This window comes from Niastella vici (assembly GCF_002077945.1).
GTDB classification, from domain to species: domain Bacteria; phylum Bacteroidota; class Bacteroidia; order Chitinophagales; family Chitinophagaceae; genus Niastella; species Niastella vici.
This window is the reverse complement of sequence record NZ_LVYD01000058.1, coordinates 616,380-640,073: the sequence shown is the minus strand read 5'-3', so window position 1 is coordinate 640,073 and position 23,694 is coordinate 616,380. Positions and strand designations below refer to the sequence as shown.

The 23,694-nt window shown below is 43.9% G+C and carries 20 protein-coding genes; 5 read left to right on the top strand and 15 right to left on the bottom strand.

The window, feature by feature from the left end; all coding sequences use genetic code 11:
• Positions 1-8: 8 nt before the first annotated feature.
• The 7 genes from ppk1 to A3860_RS26490 form a co-directional block, all read right to left on the bottom strand.
• A complete protein-coding gene (ppk1, locus tag A3860_RS26520) occupies positions 9-2,060 on the bottom strand; it encodes a polyphosphate kinase 1 (RefSeq protein ID WP_081151922.1) in 2,052 nt (683 codons plus the stop codon).
• A 13-nt stretch (positions 2,061-2,073) separates the two neighbouring features.
• Positions 2,074-3,315, bottom strand: coding sequence for a Pycsar system effector family protein (locus tag A3860_RS26515; protein ID WP_081151920.1), 1,242 nt, complete (start codon positions 3,313-3,315; stop codon positions 2,074-2,076).
• A gap of 453 nt (positions 3,316-3,768) precedes the next feature.
• On the bottom strand, positions 3,769-4,158 hold the full coding sequence (locus A3860_RS26510) for a hypothetical protein (protein WP_081151917.1): 390 nt from the start codon (positions 4,156-4,158) through the stop codon (positions 3,769-3,771).
• Between the two features lie 14 nt (positions 4,159-4,172).
• A complete protein-coding gene (locus A3860_RS26505; RefSeq protein ID WP_081151914.1) occupies positions 4,173-4,706 on the bottom strand; it encodes a YceI family protein in 534 nt (177 codons plus the stop codon).
• Positions 4,707-4,718: 12 nt separating this feature from the next.
• Positions 4,719-5,291, bottom strand: a complete 573-nt coding sequence (locus tag A3860_RS26500; RefSeq protein WP_081151911.1) for a YceI family protein — start codon at positions 5,289-5,291, stop codon at positions 4,719-4,721.
• Positions 5,292-5,442: 151 nt separating this feature from the next.
• Positions 5,443-6,144, bottom strand: coding sequence for a DsbA family oxidoreductase (locus A3860_RS26495; protein ID WP_081151908.1), 702 nt, complete (start codon positions 6,142-6,144; stop codon positions 5,443-5,445).
• A gap of 25 nt (positions 6,145-6,169) precedes the next feature.
• Positions 6,170-7,033: an SDR family oxidoreductase gene (locus A3860_RS26490; protein ID WP_081151905.1), complete on the bottom strand. Its 864-nt coding sequence runs from the start codon at positions 7,031-7,033 to the stop codon at positions 6,170-6,172.
• A 248-nt stretch (positions 7,034-7,281) separates the two neighbouring features.
• Between A3860_RS26490 and A3860_RS26485 the strand changes: the two genes are divergently transcribed.
• Entirely contained in the window at positions 7,282-7,659 is a 378-nt protein-coding gene (locus A3860_RS26485; RefSeq protein WP_081151902.1) for a winged helix-turn-helix transcriptional regulator, read from the top strand.
• A gap of 89 nt (positions 7,660-7,748) precedes the next feature.
• Here A3860_RS26485 and A3860_RS26480 read toward each other — a convergent pair whose 3' ends face one another.
• The 5 genes from A3860_RS26480 to A3860_RS26460 form a co-directional block, all read right to left on the bottom strand.
• Complete coding sequence (locus tag A3860_RS26480; RefSeq protein ID WP_081151900.1) at positions 7,749-8,879, bottom strand: bile acid:sodium symporter family protein; 1,131 nt, start codon at positions 8,877-8,879, stop codon at positions 7,749-7,751.
• A gap of 151 nt (positions 8,880-9,030) precedes the next feature.
• Positions 9,031-9,954 (bottom strand): RraA family protein, encoded by a 924-nt coding sequence (locus tag A3860_RS26475; RefSeq protein ID WP_081151898.1) that lies wholly within the window; start codon positions 9,952-9,954, stop codon positions 9,031-9,033.
• 12 nt (positions 9,955-9,966) lie between these two features.
• Complete coding sequence (locus A3860_RS26470; protein WP_081151896.1) at positions 9,967-11,223, bottom strand: amidohydrolase/deacetylase family metallohydrolase; 1,257 nt, start codon at positions 11,221-11,223, stop codon at positions 9,967-9,969.
• 195 nt (positions 11,224-11,418) lie between these two features.
• Positions 11,419-12,636: an aminotransferase class V-fold PLP-dependent enzyme gene (locus A3860_RS26465; protein ID WP_081151893.1), complete on the bottom strand. Its 1,218-nt coding sequence runs from the start codon at positions 12,634-12,636 to the stop codon at positions 11,419-11,421.
• 184 nt (positions 12,637-12,820) lie between these two features.
• Positions 12,821-13,288 (bottom strand): RidA family protein, encoded by a 468-nt coding sequence (locus A3860_RS26460; protein ID WP_081151891.1) that lies wholly within the window; start codon positions 13,286-13,288, stop codon positions 12,821-12,823.
• A gap of 457 nt (positions 13,289-13,745) precedes the next feature.
• Here A3860_RS26460 and A3860_RS26455 point away from each other — a divergent pair, with 457 nt between their 5' ends.
• Positions 13,746-16,940, top strand: coding sequence for a GTP-binding protein (locus A3860_RS26455; RefSeq protein ID WP_158085369.1), 3,195 nt, complete (start codon positions 13,746-13,748; stop codon positions 16,938-16,940).
• Between the two features lie 6 nt (positions 16,941-16,946).
• On the opposite strand, the gene A3860_RS26450 is transcribed toward A3860_RS26455, so the two are convergent.
• On the bottom strand, positions 16,947-17,582 hold the full coding sequence (locus tag A3860_RS26450; RefSeq protein ID WP_081151886.1) for a nucleotidyltransferase family protein: 636 nt from the start codon (positions 17,580-17,582) through the stop codon (positions 16,947-16,949).
• A 1,242-nt stretch (positions 17,583-18,824) separates the two neighbouring features.
• Positions 18,825-20,462 carry a tetratricopeptide repeat protein gene (locus A3860_RS26445; RefSeq protein WP_143774272.1) on the bottom strand — a complete coding sequence of 546 codons (1,638 nt, stop codon included), beginning with the start codon at positions 20,460-20,462 and terminating at the stop codon, positions 18,825-18,827.
• Between the two features lie 205 nt (positions 20,463-20,667).
• Here A3860_RS26445 and A3860_RS26440 point away from each other — a divergent pair, with 205 nt between their 5' ends.
• The 3 genes from A3860_RS26440 to A3860_RS40660 are packed head-to-tail and all read left to right on the top strand — an operon-like array spanning position 20,668 to position 23,039.
• Positions 20,668-21,363, top strand: coding sequence for a response regulator transcription factor (locus tag A3860_RS26440; RefSeq protein WP_081152328.1), 696 nt, complete (start codon positions 20,668-20,670; stop codon positions 21,361-21,363).
• Positions 21,363-22,766 carry a HAMP domain-containing sensor histidine kinase gene (locus A3860_RS26435; RefSeq protein WP_081151881.1) on the top strand — a complete coding sequence of 468 codons (1,404 nt, stop codon included), beginning with the start codon at positions 21,363-21,365 and terminating at the stop codon, positions 22,764-22,766. Before A3860_RS26440 ends, A3860_RS26435 begins: the two co-directional genes overlap by 1 nt.
• 48 nt (positions 22,767-22,814) lie before the next feature.
• Positions 22,815-23,039: a hypothetical protein gene (locus A3860_RS40660; RefSeq protein WP_143774271.1), complete on the top strand. Its 225-nt coding sequence runs from the start codon at positions 22,815-22,817 to the stop codon at positions 23,037-23,039.
• 27 nt (positions 23,040-23,066) lie between these two features.
• On the opposite strand, the gene A3860_RS26430 is transcribed toward A3860_RS40660, so the two are convergent.
• Positions 23,067-23,564, bottom strand: coding sequence for a hypothetical protein (locus A3860_RS26430; protein WP_081151879.1), 498 nt, complete (start codon positions 23,562-23,564; stop codon positions 23,067-23,069).
• Positions 23,565-23,694 lie beyond the last annotated feature (130 nt).

Genomic DNA, 23,694 nt, shown 5'->3' with positions numbered 1-23,694 from the left:
GTTATTTATTAATTATGTCCAGCGGCCAATAAATTATAAATAGCTTTTTGCGAACACAAGCCTGCTCCCTCCTTTGGCAAGGGTACATTGTTCAGTTGCTGATCAATGGCTACGGCCTGCCCGTTATCGTTCAACTGCAATTGTACTATTTCCAGCACCTGCTTTTTAATGCCTTCGTCATATATGGGGAAACAAACTTCTATCCGCCGGTATATGTTCCGGTTCATCCAGTCGGCCGACCCCATATACAATTCAGAGGAACCATTATTGTGAAAAACAAATATGCGTCCATGCTCCAGGTACCGGTCAACTATGCGGGTAACGGAAATGTTCTCGCTGATGCCGGGCACACCGGGTTTCAAACAGCAGATACTGCGCACGATCATGCGCACCTTTACACCAGCCTGGGATGCTTCATATAATTTATTGATGAGCACCTTTTCTTCCAGGTTGTTCATCTTGATGATGATAGCCGCTTCTTTGCCCGCCCGGGCATTGTTTATTTCCCGGTCAATCAGTTGCAGGAACCGTTGCTGCAGGTTGAACTGGGCTACCAGTATCTGGTTGAACTCAATCAATCCGGGATTTCCGGCCTTTTTGCGGTGTCCCAAAAAGATGAACAGCAATTCCATTTCCCGTAATATTTCGGGATGCGCGGTGAAAAGGATATGATCGGTATAAAAACGGGCGGTGCTTTCGTTCATGTTCCCCGTTGCGAGCAACCCCACGTACGAGATCCGTTTCTCTTTCTTTCGTTTTACCAGGGCAATTTTTGCATGCACTTTCAGCGAGGGAGCGCTGTAAATTATCTTTACTCCGGCGGTCTTCATCTTTTTTGCCCAGCGAATATTATTGGCTTCATCGAAGCGCGCCTTCAATTCTACCAGCACCGATACCTTCTTCCCATTCTTTGCCGCGCTTACCAGCGCATTGCCTATTCTTGAATCACTGGCTATTCGATACAGGGTTACATAGATCTCTGTTACATCGGGATCAACTGCCGCTTCATTAAAGAACCGCAGCACCATATCGTATGACTGGTATGGCGGATGCAGCATAATGTCCTTCTTCTCCACCTCCTCAAACAATGACAGGGATTCATCTTCTGCTTTCACATTGACAGCGGGCCATTTTTCATAGCTCATCGACGCATCATTTACAGGGAAGGAACCGAGGTCTTTCAGATTGTGGTAATTACCACCTTTTACGACCATGGCATGTTGCAGCCTTAATGGAGTTAACAATAACTGCAGGTGCCCCTCTTCAATACCGGGTTCATGTAACAATCGCGTGGCCAAACCAAAATCGCGTTTCGATAACTGTTCTTCGATCTTCCGGGCCAGGTCGCCTTCATAATCATCTTCCACTTCCAGCTCGGCGTCGCGGGTTATTTTAAAACTATAGCATCCTTTAACGACGGTATGTTTGAAAATAGCGGCCAGATTGTCTTTTATGATATCATCGATGAAAACAACGAATTGCTCATTACCCCGCTGCACGGTATAAAACCGCGGCAGGTTATCGGAAGGGATATTGATAATTACCAGCTCATCGAAACCGCGATCGCCTTCAATGACGGTAAGCAGGTACAGCTTGTTATTTTCGGGAAAGAATTTTGAGCCGGCTATCGACAGGTATACCGGTTGCAGAAAAGCCATTAGCTGGGTATAGAAATAGTCACGCACCTCTTCTTTTATGCTGGCGGGAATGGGTTCATTGTATAATAAATGAATATTCTTTTCGCGCAGCAGCGGCAGAATTTCGGTAGTGAATATTGTGCCGAAGCGGTCCTGTTGCTCGTTTATTATTTTTATGATCTGTAGTAAAACGGCTGTTATGGCCTGCTCTTTTTTTTGCTCCCCCTTCGACTGACGTATTTTTTCCAGGGCCATTACAGCTGGCATGCGAACCCGGTAAAACTCGTCGAGGTTGGAAGAAAAGATAGACAGGAATTTTATACGTTCCAGCAAAGGAACGCTGCTACTTCCTGCTTCTTCCAGTACCCGCCCATTAAAAGACAACCAGCTAAGGTCTCTATCGAAAAAAGATTCAGAATGCATGCTGTTGATAATTTCAGGTAGTAACTATGGCTGCAATGGCAAAGGCGATCACAGAAACGATCAACCCATACATGAATACGTTATAGGAAATACGTAAGCGTTGGTATTTTGATCCCAGCACCACACCTTGCGAATACACATCCTTTATAAGGCTGCGGTATAAGAAGTCGCGGTCTTCCATCATCTGCAACATTCCGGTGGTATAGTCATCCATGCTCATTTTAAAAAAGTTACCGAAGAATAGCAGGTTCACCTTTTTTTCGTTAATGTCGGTTTCAGTGAACGTACCGCTGGGGATCTTGGGTCGGGTAGCCAGTATGGCAAATACAATGGTCACCAGGCTAACGGTGAGCAGGGTCATTGCAGGGAAGGTGTATTGCGGGAACTGCTCCAGGTTCTTTAACAGCACGCTGAGCAGCACAGAGATAATGATCGAATTTACCGAGATCATAATATGCGCCTTACTATCGGCCATATCGCTCAGGCGCTGGTGATTGCCTGAGGTGATGCGGAACATGGTCTCGATGCCGCGTTCGGGCCGGTTTTTGCGTTTTGCTTTTTCTATAGCATCTTCCGGAAACAGGGGTTTTACTTTTGGCTTGGCGACTGGCGCTGGTACGGGCACGGCAATGGGAACGGAATTTTTTATAGCAGGATTCTTTTCCGCCGCTTTTGCCTTCAACTTTTCGAGGTGTTTTGCTTTGGTATCGTTCAGCAATAACCGGCAATAGTCGGTATGGTACTGGTGTGTTTCGAGCAGGCGAATGGTTTTGTTACGCCATTCTTCCTTACTGATATCAATATGGTGCAGGGCTATAAACTCCTTGCGTATTACTTTATTTAATTCGTTGAATTTTGAAGTGCCCAAATGATACAGATCGGCATCGGCCACAATTTTTTCGAGCGTGGTTTCCGGCGTTTGCGGCATGCGGGTAGCGCGAATGCAATTGGCTACGGTTTGAATGGTTGATTCTTCCACCCCTTTCCTTTTTAAGAACATGGCAGCTTCTTCTGCGCCTCTTTCTTCGTGCCGGCCGGGATCGGTAAAATAACCTATATCATGGAACCAGGCAGCTGTTACCACAATAAAATAATCAAGGTCGTTCAGGCGGTAATGATTGGCGATCTCAATAGCAGCAGTCACTACATTTTCGGTGTGTACCTGGTTATGATAAACTAATTTATCATTGGTATGCGTGTGAAAGAAATTTGTTACGTATTGCTTTATCTCATCCAACAACGTATAGTAATTCATATATGGAATTCTTTTACTGTCTACAAGTATAGAACAAATATAATCAGGTAAAATTATTCGTACAGCTATTGAGAATTATGTCTGTATAGCCCAAAGGTAGGTTCATTTATGAATCGGCGCTCATAAAAAATCAACTGGCAGGGTATTATCAAAAAAAGTATGCCGCGGGGAAACCGCGGCATACCAGGGGAGTTTCACTATATTGATTATTCCCGCAAGGGGAAAAAATGGCCGGAAGCGTACAACTATCATCTATCATCCGTTTTATACATCCATCCTGTTACTGTACTTCTTCTAAAAACTACTTCCGGCCCTGAACATCAACAGCCCTTCGACCCTTCAATCCTTCGACTTTCCGCCAACAGGCATACAGGTACTCAGGATCCGAATCCCCGGCCTTCGCCCCTTCGACCTCGCTCAGGGCGAGCCATCCAGGGTTCGTAAGGCTGTTGCTTATTTCTTTACAAACAGGGGTTTTAATGTAAACCAGGCCAATGCCGGAAAGAAGTGCATGGGCACGGTTAACCCCGGGAACAATTCGGGTTGCTCATATTCGAGCGGTAATCGAAAACCAATGGGCCCTACAATACTCGCAAACGTTAGAATAACGAATACGAAATTGAAAATGATCTCACCGTATCTGGGCAGCCATTTCGTTAACAGGCCATAACCCACCGAGGCCAGCAAACCGGCCAACGTGCAAACGATCATAACGTTCACCGGCTTTACAACGGCCGAGAAATCGGCTTCATTGGCTTTAAAATATACCTTTTGATAAATAAGAGCCGCCACACCTGCCAGCACCCCCGATACCAAACCCAGCAGTAATAATTTTTTAAACATACTTTGTTGGTTTATTAGCCTTTTGTAACCGGAACAGCTACATCGATCTTTATCTGTTCAGCTACATCGCCACCCGGTTTACCGATCTTGAAATCTGAACGGTTCACGGTAAAGCTGCCATTGAAGGTAGCCCCGGCGCCGGCTTTTTTAAAGGTGAAGGGAATGGTGAACTCTTTGGTTACCCCTTTGATCTGCAGATCGCCTGTTACCGCATAACCAGTGGCTGTTTTTGCAAACTTTTTGCTGGTGTATTTGATAACCGGGTATTTGGCAGCATCGAACCACTCTTCGCCTTTGGCGTGTTTGTTCTGCAACCCGTTACCGGTATTTATAGAGGCTACATCGATCGTTACATCAAATTTAGAGGCAACCGGGTTGGCTTCGTCAAAAGCAATGCTGCCTTTAAATGTTTTGAATATTCCTGCTACGTCATTGCTCGAAAACTTGATACTATACTTGTCGGTGATAGTCCAGTTTTGAGCTACGGTGAAGGCAAACACTGCTGTAAAAGCCAGCAGTGTTGCCATTGAAATGATCAGCTTCTTCATAATCAAATCTTATTAGTCTTTTGTAAATTCAGTGCCTGCATTCAGCGTCACTTCGTCGCTCAACATGGCCGTAGGCATACCGGTAGCTACACCAAAATCAGAACGTTTGATGGTACCAGTGATCTTGAAACCCACCACTTCTTTTTTGCTCATGGGGTTGGTTGAGGTACCGCCCAATACTACATCCAGTACAACGGGTTTAGTAACACCTTTCAGGGTAAGGTTACCGCTTACTTTATATTTCTTATCGCTTACTTTCTTAAAAGATGTGCTTTTGAAAGTAAGGGTCGGAAATTTTGCTGCGTCAAAGAAATCGGGACTTTTCAGGTGTGTGTCGCGTTGCTCGTTGTCGGTATTGATGCTGTTAACATCGGCTGAAAACTCAACCACTGCATCGGTAAAATCAGGCTTTGCTGAAGTGAGCTTGGCGTCGATGCTGTTGAAGGTACCACCCAGTTCAGTTACTGACAGGTGCGTAACGTTAAAACCTACTCTGGAGTGCGCTTTGTCGGCCGTCCAGGTTTGTGCAAATGTTGTTGCTGCTGATGCGATCAATAATGCTGCGATGATAGTTGCTTTTTTCATGTTTCTATTGTTTGAGTATTAATGTATAGAGATAATAAGAACTTAACCTTTCCAATTTTGCCAATTGGAAAAATTCATATAACAATACCAAAATGTGCAATCGTTTATGGTACGCGTTTAGGGGGGCGCAAATATATATCTTTAATTGATCTTATTTGCAATCACCGTCAGTAGAACAAACTTCCCCCTGAATGGTTGTGAAATTATTATTCTCTTTTTTCCATTCAGTATAAGCTGTTTCCAATGCCTGGTGAAATACTTCTGCTGCCTGTGCACCTGAAACCGCATATTTGCGGTCGATCACAAAAAACGGAACCCCGCGGATGCCCAGCGCTTCTGCTTCAGCAATATCCTGCTGCACGTTCTGCGCATAGGCATTTTCATCCAGTACCTTTTTCACTTCGGCTGCATCAAGCCCAATATCTGTGCCTAATTGAGTTAAAGTTTCCTTATCGGCAATGTTCTTCCCTTCGGTAAAATAGGCTTTAAACAAACTTTCCTCCGCGGCATCTCCTTTGCCATGCCGGGTGGCCAGGTGCGAAAAGCGGTGTGCATCAAATGAATTGGCCACAACGGCCTTATCAAAATTATATTGTAACCCTTCGGCTGCGGCCATTCCGGTTACGTGATCGTTGAGCTCTTTGGCTTTTTGTTCAGAGAAACCTTTGCGTTCAGCAAGGTATTGGTGTATGGTTTTACCGGGCTCATGCCGAACGGTTGGGTCCAGCTGAAAACTTTTCCATTCCACTTCAACACTATCTTTGAAAGGTAATTGCTGTAAGGCATTTTCAAAGCGCCGTTTGCCGATATAGCAGAACGGGCACATCACATCTGACCAGATCTCTACTTTCATAATAATTTGTTTTCTTTCTTTCCCTTTACGCAGTTAACAATTTTGGCAGATATTCATCGAGGCCAACCGGTTTTCTTTGTAATAATTTTTCCAGCGAATTGTCATCCGAATCCAGCTCGCCGTGGCTGATGGCGTTTGCAATGCTGGCCAACATGGGAATATAAGCTTCGGGCACACCTGCCTGTTTCATCCCTTCTGTCAAAGCTTCAACGGGAACGGGAATGTAGTCGACTTTTTTTCCAACAGCCTTGCTTACTACTCCGGCGATTTCGGCAAATGTATACGACTGGTTGCCTGCGATCTCATATATTTTATTGGCATGTGATGCGGGAGCAATGGCTACATTGGCAATACCTTCTGCCATATCGGTGCGGGCCGCCAGGTTCACTTTTGCATTACCGGCTGCATAGTACCATTGGCCTGATTGCAGGGCGGGGCCAAACAACATGGGCAGTACTTCTATATAAAAGGTATTGCGGAAAATGGTGTAGGGAATGCCGCTCTCTTTCAAAAGATTTTCGGTATGGTAGTGATCAATACCGGCGGTAAATTTCAGGGTTCCCGAAGCCTTCAGCACGCTGGTATAAATAATGTGTTTTACGCCACTTGTTTTGGCGGCATTTACGACATTCCGGTGCTGGCCTACCCGGTCTTCCATAGAGCCCGAAGAAATAAATACCAGGGTATCGATGCCTTTAAAAGCCTGCTCCAGGGAAGCGGTATTATGGTAATCGCCCTTGCGCAGGGTAATGCCTTTGGCGGCTAAAGTGGCGGCTTTTTGCTCGTCACGAACGAGGCCGGCGATCTGGCTGGCGGGTACGCTTTTCTTTAATAAGGCTTCAATGGTGGCAGTTCCCAGGTGTCCGGTTGCGGTTGTTACCAATATCATATGTTCAACTTTTTGTGTTCAGCACAAATGCCACAGATAACTCATTCTGTGCACTTTATGTAGTTTTCAGGGCCCAAATTTGCGATGAACTTGTGTGACTTATTTTTTTGTTTTACCTTGCATCCTATTAGAGTCTTACTCTCTTTTGGAGAGTCAAAGCTAAGAAGTAAGTAAATACCAACAAAGAAGTTACTTTACTGATAGCAGGTTACCTCCAGGTAAGTAATGTTGATTATCAATGTTTAGACATGAAAAATAATAATGAAAATAATTCCCCGCACCCTAACTGTTCTATCAGGCATATACTCGACCGCTTTGGCGACAAGTGGAGTATTTTGATCATTTCCATATTAGGACATGTGGGAAAGCAGCGGTTCAATGAGTTGAACGGGCAGATAGGCGATATTTCGCAGAAGATGTTGACGGTTACTTTGCGTTCACTGGAGGCCGATGGATTGGTATCGCGTAAATTGTATCCAGAAATTCCGCCGCGGGTAGAATATGAGTTAACCGACCTCGGCAGAAGTTTATTGCCGCATATTGAGCAGCTGGCTGGCTGGGCCGAACAGCATATGGAGTGTATATTAAAGAACCGGGCGAAGTATGCGCAGAATAAAGCTGGTTAATTACACACGTTCTATTACTTCAACCACCCTTTTATGAATGATTGCGACTAACTAACCGCGTCCTTCGCATGTATTTCAATTTAACAACCTCATCCCACTTCTACTGATTCGCCTGCCTCTTCCATTTTTTGTTTTTCTGAAATCGTTGACTCCTTCACCGGTTTCCTATGCCAGTAAGATGCAAGAACCGATCCGGTGATATTCATGAGCGGACCAAAAATAGCAGGCGCCAAACCAAGCGTAGCTGCTTTTCCCATTTCGCGCGCCAGCCCCGATGCCAGTCCACCATTTTGCATTCCAACTTCAATAGCGATGGTACGTGCATCCCGCTCAGGCAACCTGAACAATTTGCCAATATAGTAACCAAACAAATAACCGGTTGTATTATGAATTAGTGCGCATACTATCAATGCGGGCCCTATTACAATGAGGTTATCGCGCCCGGCCGCCACAATGATCACAATGATAAATGCAATGCCGAACATCGAGATCAGCGGCATTATTTTATCGAGCCAGGTAAGTTTGCCTTTAAAGAACCGGTTGAACAGCAAGCCGGCACATATCGGCAGCACCACAATCTTGATGATTTCCCACATCATGGCCTTTGCATTCACTTCAATGAATTGTCCGCCCAGTATTTTCATCCACAATGGCGTTAAAAAAGGCGATAACATGGTAGCCACTGCTGTTAATGTAACCGACAGGGCTAAATTGGCATTGGCCAGATACGACATCACATTCGAGGCCATTCCGCAAGGCATACTGCCAATGAGTACAACGCCTGCCGCGATCTCTGGTGGGAAATTAAATACACGCGCCAGCGTATAACCCGCCAGCGGCATAAAAGTGAAATGACCAAACAACCCGATCAACACTGCTTTGGGCATTTTTATAACCCCGGCAAAATCTTTAATCCCCATTTCGGTTCCCATCCCAAACATGATGATCTGTAACAGCGGCGTAAAAAAGGTGGCGAGCTTTACGCCGCCCCAGCTTACAAAGTAGTGCGGATAATATAAAGCAGTTGTCACTGCGGCAAAGATGAGCATGGTGAAAGCAAAACCTTTCAATGCGGCATAGGCTCTGAAGCCAATGGACAGACTAATAAAAAAAGCGATCAGCCAGGGCCCCGCAAAGGCAGCACTGCCAACAATATTGAAGACGATAAATCCCAGCAAACAAACAGCAGCAACAGGCAGGGCAATCTTTGAGATAGTCATTTCTTTATTAATAATCTATTGTGATTGATTGGGAGTTTGGTGAATTATAGAGCCAATTTGATAATGTGATAATGCATTATGCGGAGAGCCAGTTATTTTTCGGCCTTCACGAATTTAAAGCATTATCGAATTATCCAATTATCACATTGCCCTACCACGTTCTCTTTTTCATATACTCATCAAGCTGCGCGCGGGTCATGGGTATCTCGTTCGGGTTTTTCTGCAACCAATCGAGAAAATCCTGTTTTATTTTATCGGTCCATTGGTTGTCGATCTGTCCGGGTGTATACCGGCCGGCCTTCAGCATGCTTATCCCAAATTTATCCTTTAATATGATAAACTCCGCAGTCACGATCACATTTTCGGCCATATGGGCAGGAATGAATAGTACGCCGCCTTTTTTGGCGATCACCAGGTCACCGGGCATTACCATCGCATGCCCAATGCGGATGGGCGCGTTCAACCCCATCAGCACTTCCTCTTTCAGGTACGATGGGTGCCAGTCACGTACATACGCGTTAAAGCCCTTTATTTCTGCGAGACCTTCCAGGTCTCGGGCCGCGGCGTCAAAAACGACACCCGTACCCGTTTTACTGAAAATAGCGTTGCCGAGGTTACTGCCTATAAGCGTTCCCCCCGATATTTTCCCAAAGCCGTCAGCCACATACACATCGCCTTTCGTTAACATATCAATGGGCCAGGCGTTGGTATTACCCACGCGTCCTTCTTTTTTACCGCGTTCTTTTATATTCTTTTCCACGTCGGGGCGCGAGGGCATAAAACAGGCGGTCAATGCCCGGCCCACCACCGGGGTATCATTATTCACCGTTTTCCAGTTGCCTTCATACTGACAGGTATACCCTTCATTGCTGAGGATCGTCCAGGCATCTTCCATGGCAATATTGCGGGCGCGGCGAATAAGCTCATCCGGGATCTTCGGCCGTCCATCCGGGAAACGTTCTCCCTTCCATTCCGAGGTAAGGAATACCAGTTCATCGCGCGCAATGGTTTGCGCCTGCAGGGCTCCGGTAATGGTATATAAAAAAGCTACAAGTATTATAATGATCCGTTTCATGATCTGGTGAGTTTAATGATCGTCCATTTTGTTTGCAGGCAGGGGTGTTGCCAGGCCATTGAGGTCGTAAACGATCTTTCCATCTTTAATGGTCATTTCACATTCCAGCTTTTGGGTGCCTTCTACTTTATAGCCAGTATAATCGAAAAACCCGAATTTTCCTGTGCGCACATTCAGTATGGCGATGTCGGCAATTGCGCCTTCCGACAAATTACCTAACTCTTCATGTTTGATCTCGCGGGCGGGGTTCCAGGTGGCAGCCTGTACAACACCCTGCAGGCTCATGCCAATGCTCATGAGCTTCGACATTACATTCAGCATGTCTTTCATGGAAGCGTTCATACTATGTGCATGAATATCGGTGCTGATGGAATTGGGGTAGAACCCATTTTTAAATGCGGGGATGGCCTGGGAGAAGGCAAAACTGATGGAACCATAACCAACATCGAATGCAATTCCTTTTTTCTGCGCGTCCCAAATAAAGGATTTTACTTTTTTGGTATTGATATCCACAATGGGCTCGCGGTCGCGCAACTGGCCAAAGCAATGCGTAAAAATATCGCCTGGTCGCAAATGACGCATAAACAATTCTTCAATAGATAATGGTGGACTGCTACTGCCAAAATCGATCATCACCGGTGTATTGGCCAGGGTGCCGGCTTTCACGGCTTCATCAACGGGCGTCCATTCGGCGCCAACATAATGCGCCACTTTAATACCAACAACATAATCGTGGTAGCGCCTGGCCGTCATGCCGGTGAGTTTACCATCCATGTCTTTGGTATCCTGTTCGTATACACCACCCCGCATGCCTTCACCCACTATATTTAAAAAAGCAAGCACTCTTGTTTGTGACAGATCGATCACCTGTTTTTTAAAGAGGGGAAAATTGCGCCAGCCCGAGCTGCCGGCATCCACTACCGTGGTAACACCCGTTTTGAAGGTAAAGACATCGGGGATAACCGCCAGCGGGCCGTTGCTGTAAGTGCGGTCGGCATCGGTTCCATAAAAAACATGTACATGTGCATCAATAAGGCCGGGCGTTACGTACAATCCTTTGGCATTAATTACCTGTGTAGCTTTTGACTCATCAATATTTTTGGCAATCCGGGCAATTTTGCCATCACTAACGGCAATGTCTATAACCTCATCAAGATTGTTTTTGGCATCAATAACATGACCGCCTTTTATTACCAAATTGTACGACTGTGCTGTTGATGTTTGCCATGCAATTGCAACCAGAGAGAGTAAGGTATATATTTTGAACATAATTGAATTAATAGTGAACCCGGGGTCCGAAGTAAGAGGTAAGAAGCAGGAAGTAAGAATTTTGGAATTCGCTTTCATTATCAAATTATCACATTAGCAAAATAGCACATTAACCATCCCCGGTCACTGCCTGCCAGGGAAAAGCAGGCAGTGATTGCCGGGGCTCACGGGTTCATCGCCTTTTCCTGTTATTTTTTAAGCGGTCGCTTTTGCCAATTCTTCCTTAATACGAGCGGCTACAATTGTTGACTGTCCGGGTTTCAGCATCCATACGGTAACGGTAATGCTGTTATCCTTTACACCGCCGATCTCGATAGATGGAATACCACTGCGTAATTTTTCCTGCAGTTCCTTACCGGTTAATTTTACTTTCGACGCATCCCAGGTAATTTGTAAGGTTGGGGTTACATTACCCAGCGCCGGTACGGTGATACTGGTAGTTACCCCGTTCACGGTTTTGGCTGCATTGTCTATTTGCGCAGTGGTAGCTTCCCACGCTTTCCATTCTTTGTCATGGTCCTGTTGAATATATTTTTCAAGGGCTACGTACATGCCCAGGATCTCTTCTTTATTTACTTTAAATCCCCGGCCAATATTAAAACCGCGGGGAGGCATATGCAGGCGGGCAGCGGTGATGATCTCCTTTTTACCCATGAGCAATCCCGCGCTTTGCGGACCGCGTATGGCTTTGCCGCCTGAGATCACGACGAAACTGAATCCCATATCATTGAACTTCCACAGGTTCGATACGGGTGGAACATCGGCGGCAATATCAATAGAGGTAGGAATATTATACTTGCGGCCCAGGGCTACCCATTCTTCGTGCTGTATTTTGCCTTTATCGGCCTCGATATTTAAAAAGTGTAACAAGGCGGTTTTGTCGTTTATGGCTTGTTCCACTTCAGCGGCCGTTTCAACATAAATGAGCTTGCAACCCGTATTTTTCAACGCATGGTTGTATACTATGTCGTGCGCTTTTTGAATGATCACTTCCGACTTCATGCCAGTGCCATCGAGGTGTGGCAGCTGTTCTACTTTACGTTGGTCAACCCCGGTTAAAATACCGGCCAGTCCCAGCGTCATACCCGAGAAGGCGCCGGAAGTAACTACAGCAGCTTCGGAATGAACGAGTGCGGCTATCTTCTCGCCTACTTTATCCTGCAATTCATCGAGCATACAAAACTCGGTAGCGCCATATTGAATAGCATCCAGCACATAATCGTGCATCAGGGAACCCGTCATCATGGTGTAGGTACCTGCGGCATTGATAAAGGTGCGAACACCCAGTTCTTTAAAGTAGTCGCGTTTTACAGAAGGTGGCGGTGCGGCATTTGCAGCCGCCCAGGGAATAAGGGCAGCGCTTCCGGCCATGGGGACCAGCGAAAAAAATTTCAGCAGTTCTCTCCGTTGCATACAGTTAGTTTTTTAGGTGGCGAACCCGTTTGGTTGGATCACAATTATATAAGGAGGTACTGATTAAAAACGGGTTGCCCATTTGTAATGAGCATGTTGAGAACCGCAGAGACACAGTGATAAGAGAATAAGACCTGCGACGCTGCGGTAAAATAATCGAACCTTAACCGGAAAAAAGTACACACTATACGTAGGCGATACAATCCATTTCAACCAGGGAATCGCCCGGCACACCGCCTTTGGCCACAGCTACGGTTGTACGTACCGGTGGATTTTTACCAAAGCGGCCTTTAAATACTTCATTCATGGCGCTCCAATCTTTGATATCGTCGAGGTATACATTCACCTTCAGTACTTTTTCCATGGAAGAGCCGGCAGCCAGCAGTTCTTTTTCCAGCTCTTTGAGTACGTGATCGGTATGGGACTTTACGTCGCCCGCAAAATGAGCGCCTTTTCCTGCTATAAATACCATTCCATTGAATTTGGTAACGCTGGAGAACAGGGGAATATCCTGGTCATATACTACATTGAATACTTCTTTTTCGTTGGGTGCGGCGGTAGCGGTTTCAGCCTTTGCAAATAATCCTAAGCCCATTGTTCCGGCAACAGAAGCGAACAATTTTTTAAGCGCATTTCTTCGTTGGGTTATCATGCGAAATTTTCTTTTTAAGTGTTAGTGATGGCGAAAGACCCATTCAAATCGACTTCACTAATTTAAGCCCATTCTCGAAATCTGCAAAATTAATTGCAAATTATTTGCAATTAAGATAAATAAAGAGGCTAAATCTAGCTTATTTGGGGAGAAAATCCATTTCCGGCCGCATAAACATGCAAATTTTGCAATATGTACGCTTATTAAGCTGGATTCTTGTGCACAAGGGGCAAACCGGGCAAATGCTCATTCCAGGATTTCTGGTTGAAATGTGAGCGGTTGGGAGGATGCAAGTTCGAGGACCTAATAATTCAATTTCTCAAAGGCAGGATCAACGGCAGGACTAATAGTCAATTTTTTTAAATTTCTTTCTCTTTGAACTTCTGATAAATTATCTTCAAATAGCAGATACGACATACATGACATCCTTAGTATGCCGACTAATCAAAACCATGCTATGAGTAAACAAAAAAAGACCAAAAGAATAAAACCCCATAATAATACAACCAGGGCATCAAAAATTGAAGTTCTTGAACTTGGAGAATCACCAGTTGCTGGTATTACTTTAAATAACGTCTTAAGAACACATACAGATCCAGTATGGTTCGCCAATTGGTCACCTGATGGCAATTTGCTGGCCTCGTCATCAGAGGATGCATTGTGCATATATAATATTACAACAGGTGAAAGTAAAAAGATATTAAATAATCCAAGCGCAACTGCCACTTATGATGTTTCATGGTCGCCAGATAGTAAACAACTCGCAATCAGTTTAGATACAGAAATTCTAATTATGAATGCAGAGGGCATGGAAACATTAAAAATATTGCACCCTCGTAAAAAAACTGGAATTCATTTGTTGGAATTTTCTCCGGATGGATCAATGCTGGCCTTTTCAACGTCCCCTTCTCCAACTTCCCGGTCTTCAGCTCCTTTTCATTTTAGTATAATAATATGGGATACTGCCCAAGAAAAGGAAAAGATCATTTTAGGCCCCTTTAAAAGCGTAGCCGGTTATTTTCTTTGGTCAAACGATGGAACTAATCTATATGTTCTAATTGATGATGAGCAAAGGGTTGTCGTATTTGATACTTTGAATTGGAAATCAGAAGTAGTAATAGATGATAGAATATTATCAAGTTATGGATTTGAAAACATAGCCTTAAGTGGTAAATATCTTGGCTTTTGCATAGAAAGTAGTATTCATATATGGAATATTGAAACAAAAAAGTTAGAAATAACTTTGGAAGGCCACACAGCTCTTATTACTAGTTTTGACTTTAGTCAAGACGGAAATTTATTGGTGTCTAAATCCCATGATCAAACAATTAAAATTTGGCGTTGTGATAACTGGCAAGAAGTAGCCACTTTGACTGAAAGTTCTTTGACAGACCATATCGGAATAAAAATAAGCTTTAATCCAAAATTTCCATATTTAGCTACCCGGGGGAAAAAGGAAACAGCTTTACGCATTTGGAAAATTGACTTACTAACCCTACTTAACCAATCCCCCAAAGAGAATTCTATCCGTTACACCACAGCCAAATTAATATTGGTTGGTGATTCCGGCGTGGGAAAAACAGGGCTCGGCTGGCGATTAGCGCATAATGCCTATAAAGAACACGAATCAACTCATGGTCAGCAATTCTGGGTTGTTAACGAATTAGGAATTACCCGAAAAGATGGAACAGTTTGCGAAGCTGTTTTATGGGACCTGGCTGGTCAGCCCGATTATCGGTTGGTTCATTCGCTCTTCCTCGACAATGTTGATTTGGGGCTTTTATTGTTTGACCCAACCACCCGGCAGGAACCGCTCAGTGGTCCACTCTTTTGGCTGAAACAATTGCAAAAGAACCATAAAAGCAATTGCGCCATCGTTTTGATCGGTTCCCGGGCCGATAGAGGTATGCCTACGCTTACAACAAAAGAATTAGAAGAGTTTTGCAAGCAACAAGAAATCAATGGTGGGTTTATTGCCACAAGCGCCAAAACCGGTGAAGGTTTGCAAGCGTTAATAGATAGAATAAAAGATCTGATACCCTGGGATTCATTAAAGGCGACCATAACCACAGCAACCTTCAAAAAAATTAAAGGGTATATTCTATCACTGAAAGAAAGCATAGAAAGAAAAAATGTCCTAATTACGCCTGCCCTACTAAAAAGCGCGCTAAAAAAATCAGATAAAAAATGGCAGTTTACCGGAGATGAAATGATGACCGCAGTTCAGCATTTAGCTAATCATGGATATGTAAGTATTCTGCAAAGTTCAACTGGCGATAAATATATCTTACTGGTACCAGAGCTGCTATCAAATCTTGCTTCCTCATTCGTTTTGGAAGCCCGTCGAAATCCCAGGGGCTTAGGTGTATTGGAAGAAGACAGGTTGCTAAAAGGCAATTATAAGTTTGCCGAGCTAACGAGCCTGACAAAAAAAGAAAAAGAAACCTTGCTTGATGTGGCAACGGTCCTGTTTCTACAACGTACACTATGTTTTAGAGAACCTTTTAACGACCAGGGGTTCCTGGTATTTCCCTCACTAATTAATGAGAAGCGGCCAATTATTGAAGACATTCCTGTTATTGACGATGTTTACTACCGCGTAAATGGACCCGTAGAAAATGTATTTGCGTCTTTGGTTGTTTTATTAGGCTATACAAATACTTTTATTCGCAACAACCAATGGCAGAACCAGGCGCAATATCAATTAGGTGAAGGGGAAATATGCGGATTTAAACAGATTGCCAATCGTGAAGGAGAAATTGAACTTATTCTATATTATGTCCCCAATATTCCTGAACATGTGAAATCGCTTTTCCAGGGTCTTTTTGAGCGCTTTTTAAGTCGCAAAGATTTAAAAGTTTACCGCTATCAACCTGTTAACTGTCCGGATTGTAATGAGCGTTTAGCCAGAACGGTTGTTATGCAGCAATTGGAAAAGGGCAAAAGTTTTAGTTTCTGCAATGAATGTGGAAGTAAAATTATTTTACCCGATATTGAAGATCTGTATCGTGGTTTTCAAAATGCAGAAGAAAAACTGGATGAGCAGGAGGCTATTGCCTTACGCAGAACTGCTTTTGAAGCCGCCCTTGTAAGAATAAAAGGGATCCTGAGAGATAAGAGCAGTAAATCTTCAGGCCCAACCTGCTTCATAAGTTATGCCTGGGGCGAACCGATGCAGGAGCAATGGGTAAATCGCATGGCCGTCGATCTAAGAAATGCAGGTATTGATGTCCTATTTGATAGATGGCATAATATACCCGGTTCAAGCATTTCTCAATTTGTTGATCGCATCCTTGATTCTGATTTTGCCATTGTTGTGGGTACCCCGCTATTAAAGAAAAAGTATGAAAGCAAAACGACTGATGCAGTTGTAACAGCGGAGCAAAAGCTTGTTAATACCCGCCTAAGGCAGCCTACGAAATATGGGGCAGACAGTGTAATTCCAATTCTATTGGATGGGAAACCTCATACATCTTTCACTCCATTTTTACAGGATGTTGTGTATGTGGCTTTTCTAGATGAAGAATATTATTTCTCTAACTTGTTCAGCTTATTATGGCGTTTATACAAACTTAGCTTTGATCATCCCTATTATAATGAATTGCACAACTCATTAAAACCCAAAAAAGGCGGCTCAACAAGCTATTTTTAACTGAGATCAACTCACCGGCACCAACTCTTTTTCTATCCGTTCCCGGATAGTTTCAAATTCTTTGTCGGTGTACCATTTGGCTTTTTGTACCAGCAAAAGATTTACCCGGGTGCCTTGCTGTATGGTAACGGCAAATAGTTTTTCCTGCAGCTCCCATTTGCGTGTTTTGGGATGATCTTTGCCCGTAAGTACCAGTATGTCCCAATCGCTTTTTGCGTCGTAGGCGCCTTTTGTGCGATTGCCGAAGAGCATTATTGCTGCATCAGGGATCTCCGTGGTTATTGTTGTTTTTAACGTAGTCAATGTTTCTTTATCACGCACTTCCTGTTCGGTTTCTTCAAATACCGGCCCTTCCCCATTTGTAAGCAGGAATTGTTTTACAATTGCCCGGAACACTTTATTGGGCGGAACCTGTAGCAGTTCGCATGCCCGCTGTTTTAACCGGGGCTCGGCTGTGATCGCCCTGGCGCAAGTAATGGCCGATTGCATTTGTTCATTGGCGTCCTTTTGTTTTTGGGAAAGCTTTCGCCGCGACATATCAGGCACAGCAGTTATCACAGTTTTATCCTTGTACTGCTTTACAACAATGTTCTTCATTTTACCAGACACGCCGGTTAGTAAAGGGTTTCCTGTTACGATCATACATGATAGATTTTACATGAATATAAGTAATATTCATCATGTGTTCATCAAAGGCCCATCATTTTTTCATTCATCCTCCATTATATAATGGAGGATGAATGGAGGATGAATGGAGAATCAATGAAAATAGAATGTTATACAGATGATCTCAACAAGAATGTAAAAAGAACCATCCTGGTAAATAAAGGGAATGCGCGTATCATATACGCATTACTAGCGGGAGGGTAGCTTTAGGAGACTGTTCGTTGCAGTGGGTATGACCAAAAGACAATGCTGTGTTAGCGAGGTATTGTTCGTTGAAGTGAACATTACCAAAAAACAAAGTTGTGCCAGCGCATAGTGTTGAATTTTGCTTAGCAAACTGGCTGTACCAATTTTGGTAACAATAGATCATTCAACGATAAAACATATTTCTCTGTTCCATCACTATCATAAAAAAACCCCCAACGCTGACGTCGGGGGTTTGGTTTTTCATAGTAATAAGTTCAGCTTATGGTTTTATAAGTAGCCATATTTAATTAAGATGGCTACAGATAAGGATTATTTACCATCGCAATCAAAATTGTAAACTAACCAGAACAAAAGCTGACCTTAACCAGTACAGGATGCACATGCTACTATATAGGCGTTATCATGGGTTTTTCAAATGTATTTATGTATATAACAATTCGTTACACGCATACCATGCCCTCTAAGGATCGGGTTTACAGCAATGATAAATGGATAATTGTATTGGCAGACAAGGTACTTGCCGCAATAATGATTGCAGCCCAATAAACGTACAGGATATACGAATTAGGGTGAGGGGTGCTTACTAAATGATCAAAAATGTTGTCGCGGGAATCTGTATAGTATTGAATGGTCGTTAATACTGGTAGGAACGCAGGTTTAGTCAACAACAGAGCAAATGGAAGACCTAATGTTTTTGGGTAGCCAAAAATAAAATATTTCTTTGAATAAAAAATTTTTGACTGCCAATATCTAAATAAAATTACATGTTTTTATGAAATGATTTTAGATACACATTGTTTTTGCTCAATAAAATTGTTATTGCACATGAGCGATAACAATTTTTCAAACCCAAAAAATAACTCCGGTCAAGTTATGTATAAATGCGACAATTGCGCAACAAGCAGGCCCGGCAACCAGGATATAAAAAAACGGTGAGCCACCCCAAAATGAGCAGCCCACCTATGACCTGTAGAAAAAGAGCACTGTAATGGGAGTTGCTACACCTCCATTTTATTTATTGTTATCCGCACTGGTGGTATTACCAGTCGATATCTTCTTCTCCAATATGGATATATATTGTTGAGCATCTTTATTTTCCGGATCTATGGCCAGTATCTTCTTCAGGTTCTCCGCCGCGGTTTTATAATCCTTTGCCTGGTTGGTTTCATAAGCAGCCAGGTAACCATAGGCTTCAATCAGCCATTTCTTATTGGTTTTATTGGTTGGGTCTTTTTCAATCATCGTGATCAATTGGGTGTACCAGGGAATGGCAGCGCCTTTTTCCATGGTTGAATCCATTGATGAATTAATACGGGCACGCCAGTAATAACCAAATGCCTGTTCGGAATACTTCTGAATATATGTACCAAATACCGTATCAGCCTGTACATACGCTTCTGCTTTATAGTTGGCAATACCCCAGTTGAACAGATCAATGTTTGTTGCCTTTGCATTATCCTGGTAAAACATACCCAGCCATTTAGCCTGGTTCAAATAGTCTTTCTGGTTCTTATACAGATCTGACAATTTTTTGTAGAAGTGAAATCTGTCGGGATTGTCTTTGGCCTTATCCACCGTTTTCACATAATACACGATGGCAGAATCTTCTTTTCCTGGTACTGCAGCATACAGATCGGCCATGAGCTCAAAATCCTTCGCCACCATATTGGTATCCACCTCTTTCGAAAAATACTGGCTCATATTGCTGAGGGCACTGGCCGAGTCGCTGAGGCCCATATAACTATAGGCCATTAATTTGTACAGGCGGGGCATTGAGTCGCCTTGATGTTCATTCAGCAGTTGTTGCGCTTTGGCTACGGCCTCTTTATATTGTTTGTTCAAATACAGCAGATCGGTATACAGCACATCGTTTTGCTTGTCATAATCGCTTTTTGCGGCGTATTGCTGAAAATACTGCAATGCTTTCCGGGGCTCAGTAAAATAGTAATGATAATACAATTCAAACAAAGCGGGCGCATAGTTGCTATCGGCTTCCAGCACCTGGTTAAAATATTTCAGGTACATTTCGGGATTCTTCTGCGAAACAAATATTTTTCCCATGCGGTACAATGCAGCGGCATTCCTGTTATCCTTATCCAACGCCGCTGTATACTGTTTATAGGCTTCTGACCCGTTACCCAGTTTGCGTTGTGCATCGCCCAGCAGGGTATACAGGGCGGGGTCCTTTTTATCGCGATCGATGGCCTTGTTGAGCAGCTGCGCTGCATAGCTGGCATCACCGGTTTTGGTAATAATATGCGCATTGGCAATGGCTGATAAAATATCAGGGTTCTTTTCGCGGGTTTTATCCAGCGCCTGATCAAAATAAAAGCGGGCACTGTCTTTATTGCCTTTATTCAGCAGGTAACTTCCGTAAGCCACCTGGTAAAAAGGTTCGCCTTTTATGGCATCCGGGCTTTGTGCCAATAGCTGTTGCAATAGCGCGGCATCATTCCCCTGAATATAAGCCTTTGATAACAGGTACCAGGCTTCGGCATTGGCCGGTTCGGCCTTTATTATTTTTTGCAGCTGGTCTTCGGCAGTATGATACCGCTCGTAGTAAATGTTCTTTTTAACATCGCCGGGTGTTTGGGAAATGGCAGCAAGCGTATTCACAGCGAACAGCAACCCTAATAAACCTTTTTTCATCAGCATTACTTTACCTTTTAACATGAATGTCAAACTTATTCTCCCCAAATTAGGCATCTGTTAATCCCAAATTAAAAGTGGATTAGAACCTTGATTTATAGGGTCCTGAATCGTTTATTTGACCGACTTTCATTTGAAAATTTTTGAATTTGTAACTTCGCTGTGGCAAAATCATGTGTACCCCTGTACGCAGCAATTAATGGATATGGAAGAAACGAAAATCCTGATCATAGAAGATGAACAAAAGATTGCCGATACATTGAAAGTGGGACTTGCCGAAAACGGTTACCACGTAGAGGTGGCGTATGATGGCAAGATAGGTGAACGGTTATTTTTTGCCCATGATTTCAACCTGGTGCTCCTCGACATCAACCTGCCGGGTGTGAATGGTTATGAGCTGGCCAAAATTATCAGGGCCCATAATACGCTTATACCCATCATCATGCTTACTTCATTAAGTTCACTGAATGATAAAATGGAAGGATACGATGCCGGCACTGATGATTACATGGTAAAACCATTTGAGTTCAGGGAACTGCTGGTTAAAATACGTGTACTGCTAAAGCGCACCATGAACCAGCAGGTGCCGGTAGGCAATATCTTAAGAGCAGCCGACCTCAGCATGAACCTCGACAGCAAGGAAGTAAGACGAGGCAGTGATGTCATCTCTTTAACTGCCAAGGAATTTCAATTGCTCGAATACCTGTTACGAAACAAGAACAAAGTGGTGTCAAGGGCAGCCATTGCCGTGAACGTATGGGATATTGATTTTGATACCAACACCAATATCATCGATGTATATATCAGCTATCTGCGAAATAAGATCGATAAGCCCTACGACCACAAACTGATACAAACGCATGTTGGTATGGGATATATTTTAAAGGAAACCGAACGCTGATGCCTGTAAAGCTGCGCATAACATTATTATTCTGTCTCATTGTCTTTGTGATCCTGGCCATGGTATGCGCAACTGTGTTTTACTTTTCCTATACCGAGCGCGCACACAATATTCAAACCCGGTTAACCAATAGGGCCATCACCCTTGCGCGTTTATTGGGCCAGCGGCAGGTATTTGACCCCAGCCTCATTCGTAAAATTGATTCCTCCACTTCGCTGTCGCTGAAAGACAAAACCTTTCAGGCCTATGATTACCTGAATAATAGAGTGTACAGCTATAGTGATGCACTGGTCGATACGCTGAGCGTTGACACCCTGATCCTCGATGACGCCCGCGTTAAGGGCACCCTTTTTTTCAAGATCGGGAATAAGGAAGCCGTGGCCTATCATTACGTAAACCCTACCACGCGTATTGTAGTGATCACCGCAGCCTATGATGAAGAAGGGAAGAACAAGATCAGGGAGCTGTCGAATATTCTGTGGTTCAGCTTTCTGTCGGGCATCCTCATTGCCTTTGTGGGCGGGTACTTTTTTTCGGACCGCCTGCTGCGGCCGATCAAAAAAATCGCCGATGACATCAATGATATTTCAGCCCATAATCTTTCGGGGCGCATCAGCACCGGCGAAGTAAAGGATGAATGGTTTTACCTGTCTGAAACGCTTAACCGGTTATTGAACAGGTTGCAGGACAGTTTCGAAACGCAACGCCGTTTTGTTTCCAATGCTTCGCATGAACTGTCGACCCCGTTAACAGCCATTTCAAGCCAGCTAGAAGTATCCCTGCAAAAAAGCCGGGAAGCGCAGCAATATCGCCGGGTTATGGAATCGGTATACCAGGATGTACGCCACCTGAGCAAGCTTACCCAAACCCTGCTTGAATTTGCACAGGCTTCGGGCGACCCGGGCGGACTGAACATACTACCCGTACGGATGGACGAAATTCTTATGAGCCTGCCGGCTGAAATGAAAAAGAGCAATCCCGAATTCCTGGTCATTCTTTCGTTTGATGTTATGCCGGCCGATGAGCAAAAACTCATTGTATTTGGCAATGCCGAACTGCTGTTCACTGCTATTAAAAATATTGTTTCCAACGCCTGCAAATATTCAAACGATCATAAAGCCGTTATAAAGCTGAAGGCTGAAGGCGATACCATCAATATTGCTATTATCGACAAAGGCATGGGTATTCCCGAACCGGAACTGAAATACATTTTCCAACCCTTTTATCGTGTCAACAATACAGCCCAGCAAACGGGGTTCGGCCTGGGCCTTTCGCTTGCCAACCGCATCATAAAACTGCATAAGGGGAACATTACCGTTACCTCAACACCCGGCGAGGGCACCGAGTTCCTGATCACATTACCAACAGAAAAAAATTCTAATCCGCTTCTAACCCACTATTAATTATCCGATAATGGGTCCGGGATATATTGCATGGGAAAGAACCGCACGATGAATAGGACACGCTCAGTTTATCAACTTCTGCTCGCATTTATTATAATGCTTGTTGTTGTAAGCGGTTGTCTTTATAAACAAACCATTGACTACAAACAGGAAAACAGGGAGCTCATATTACAAAATGATTCACTACGGGCAGTGGTCATTGAGCTTACCCGGAAGATTGATACGGCCAGACTGGCCCAGGTACCAATGTCTTCCGTTCCCCCCAAAAAATGATCACGGCTGGCCTCATGATTAAAAATATCATGATCGGTAAAACTTCCGGGCAAAAATGGAAAGCGGCAACCCGATAGCTACGATCAGGATCCCCGATGCCAGTAATGCTTTATCGAGGTGAAAGGTAATTGCCGGTATGCGGGTCAAAGGCAGCACCACCATATTCATTACCACGTAAATAAAGATCCCATATACGATAGCGGTAGCCGCTATACTTTTAGACATTATTTTTATGGAAGGATACAACAAAAAGAACAGGGTGGTGAAACTATAGGCTATAATGTATTGGAAGAGCAACCCAGCCAGGGGCATTTGCCACCCCCCCGAAAAAGCCACCTTGCCAAATGCGCCGCTGGCAATGAACCGCAACACAATTTCGGGGCTTGTACCCCGGGCAATATAAACCTGAATAAAAGCAGCCAGTATATCGAGGGTACCGGCCAGTAACCCTACCCAGGCAATTGTTTTCAGCATTGAGCCTTCAGCATAGCGGCGATGCTCCGGAACGGTTTGGATGGTGGTCATGCAGAGCGTGTTGGTTGAGTATGAAATTAACTTTCAGTTCCTTTGAAGTGTTGAATATTCTACAAAATGCAGCTTGCAACGTATAAATAGCAAGTTATTGGGTTATTCGGTTCCAGGCTTCTGCTATAGC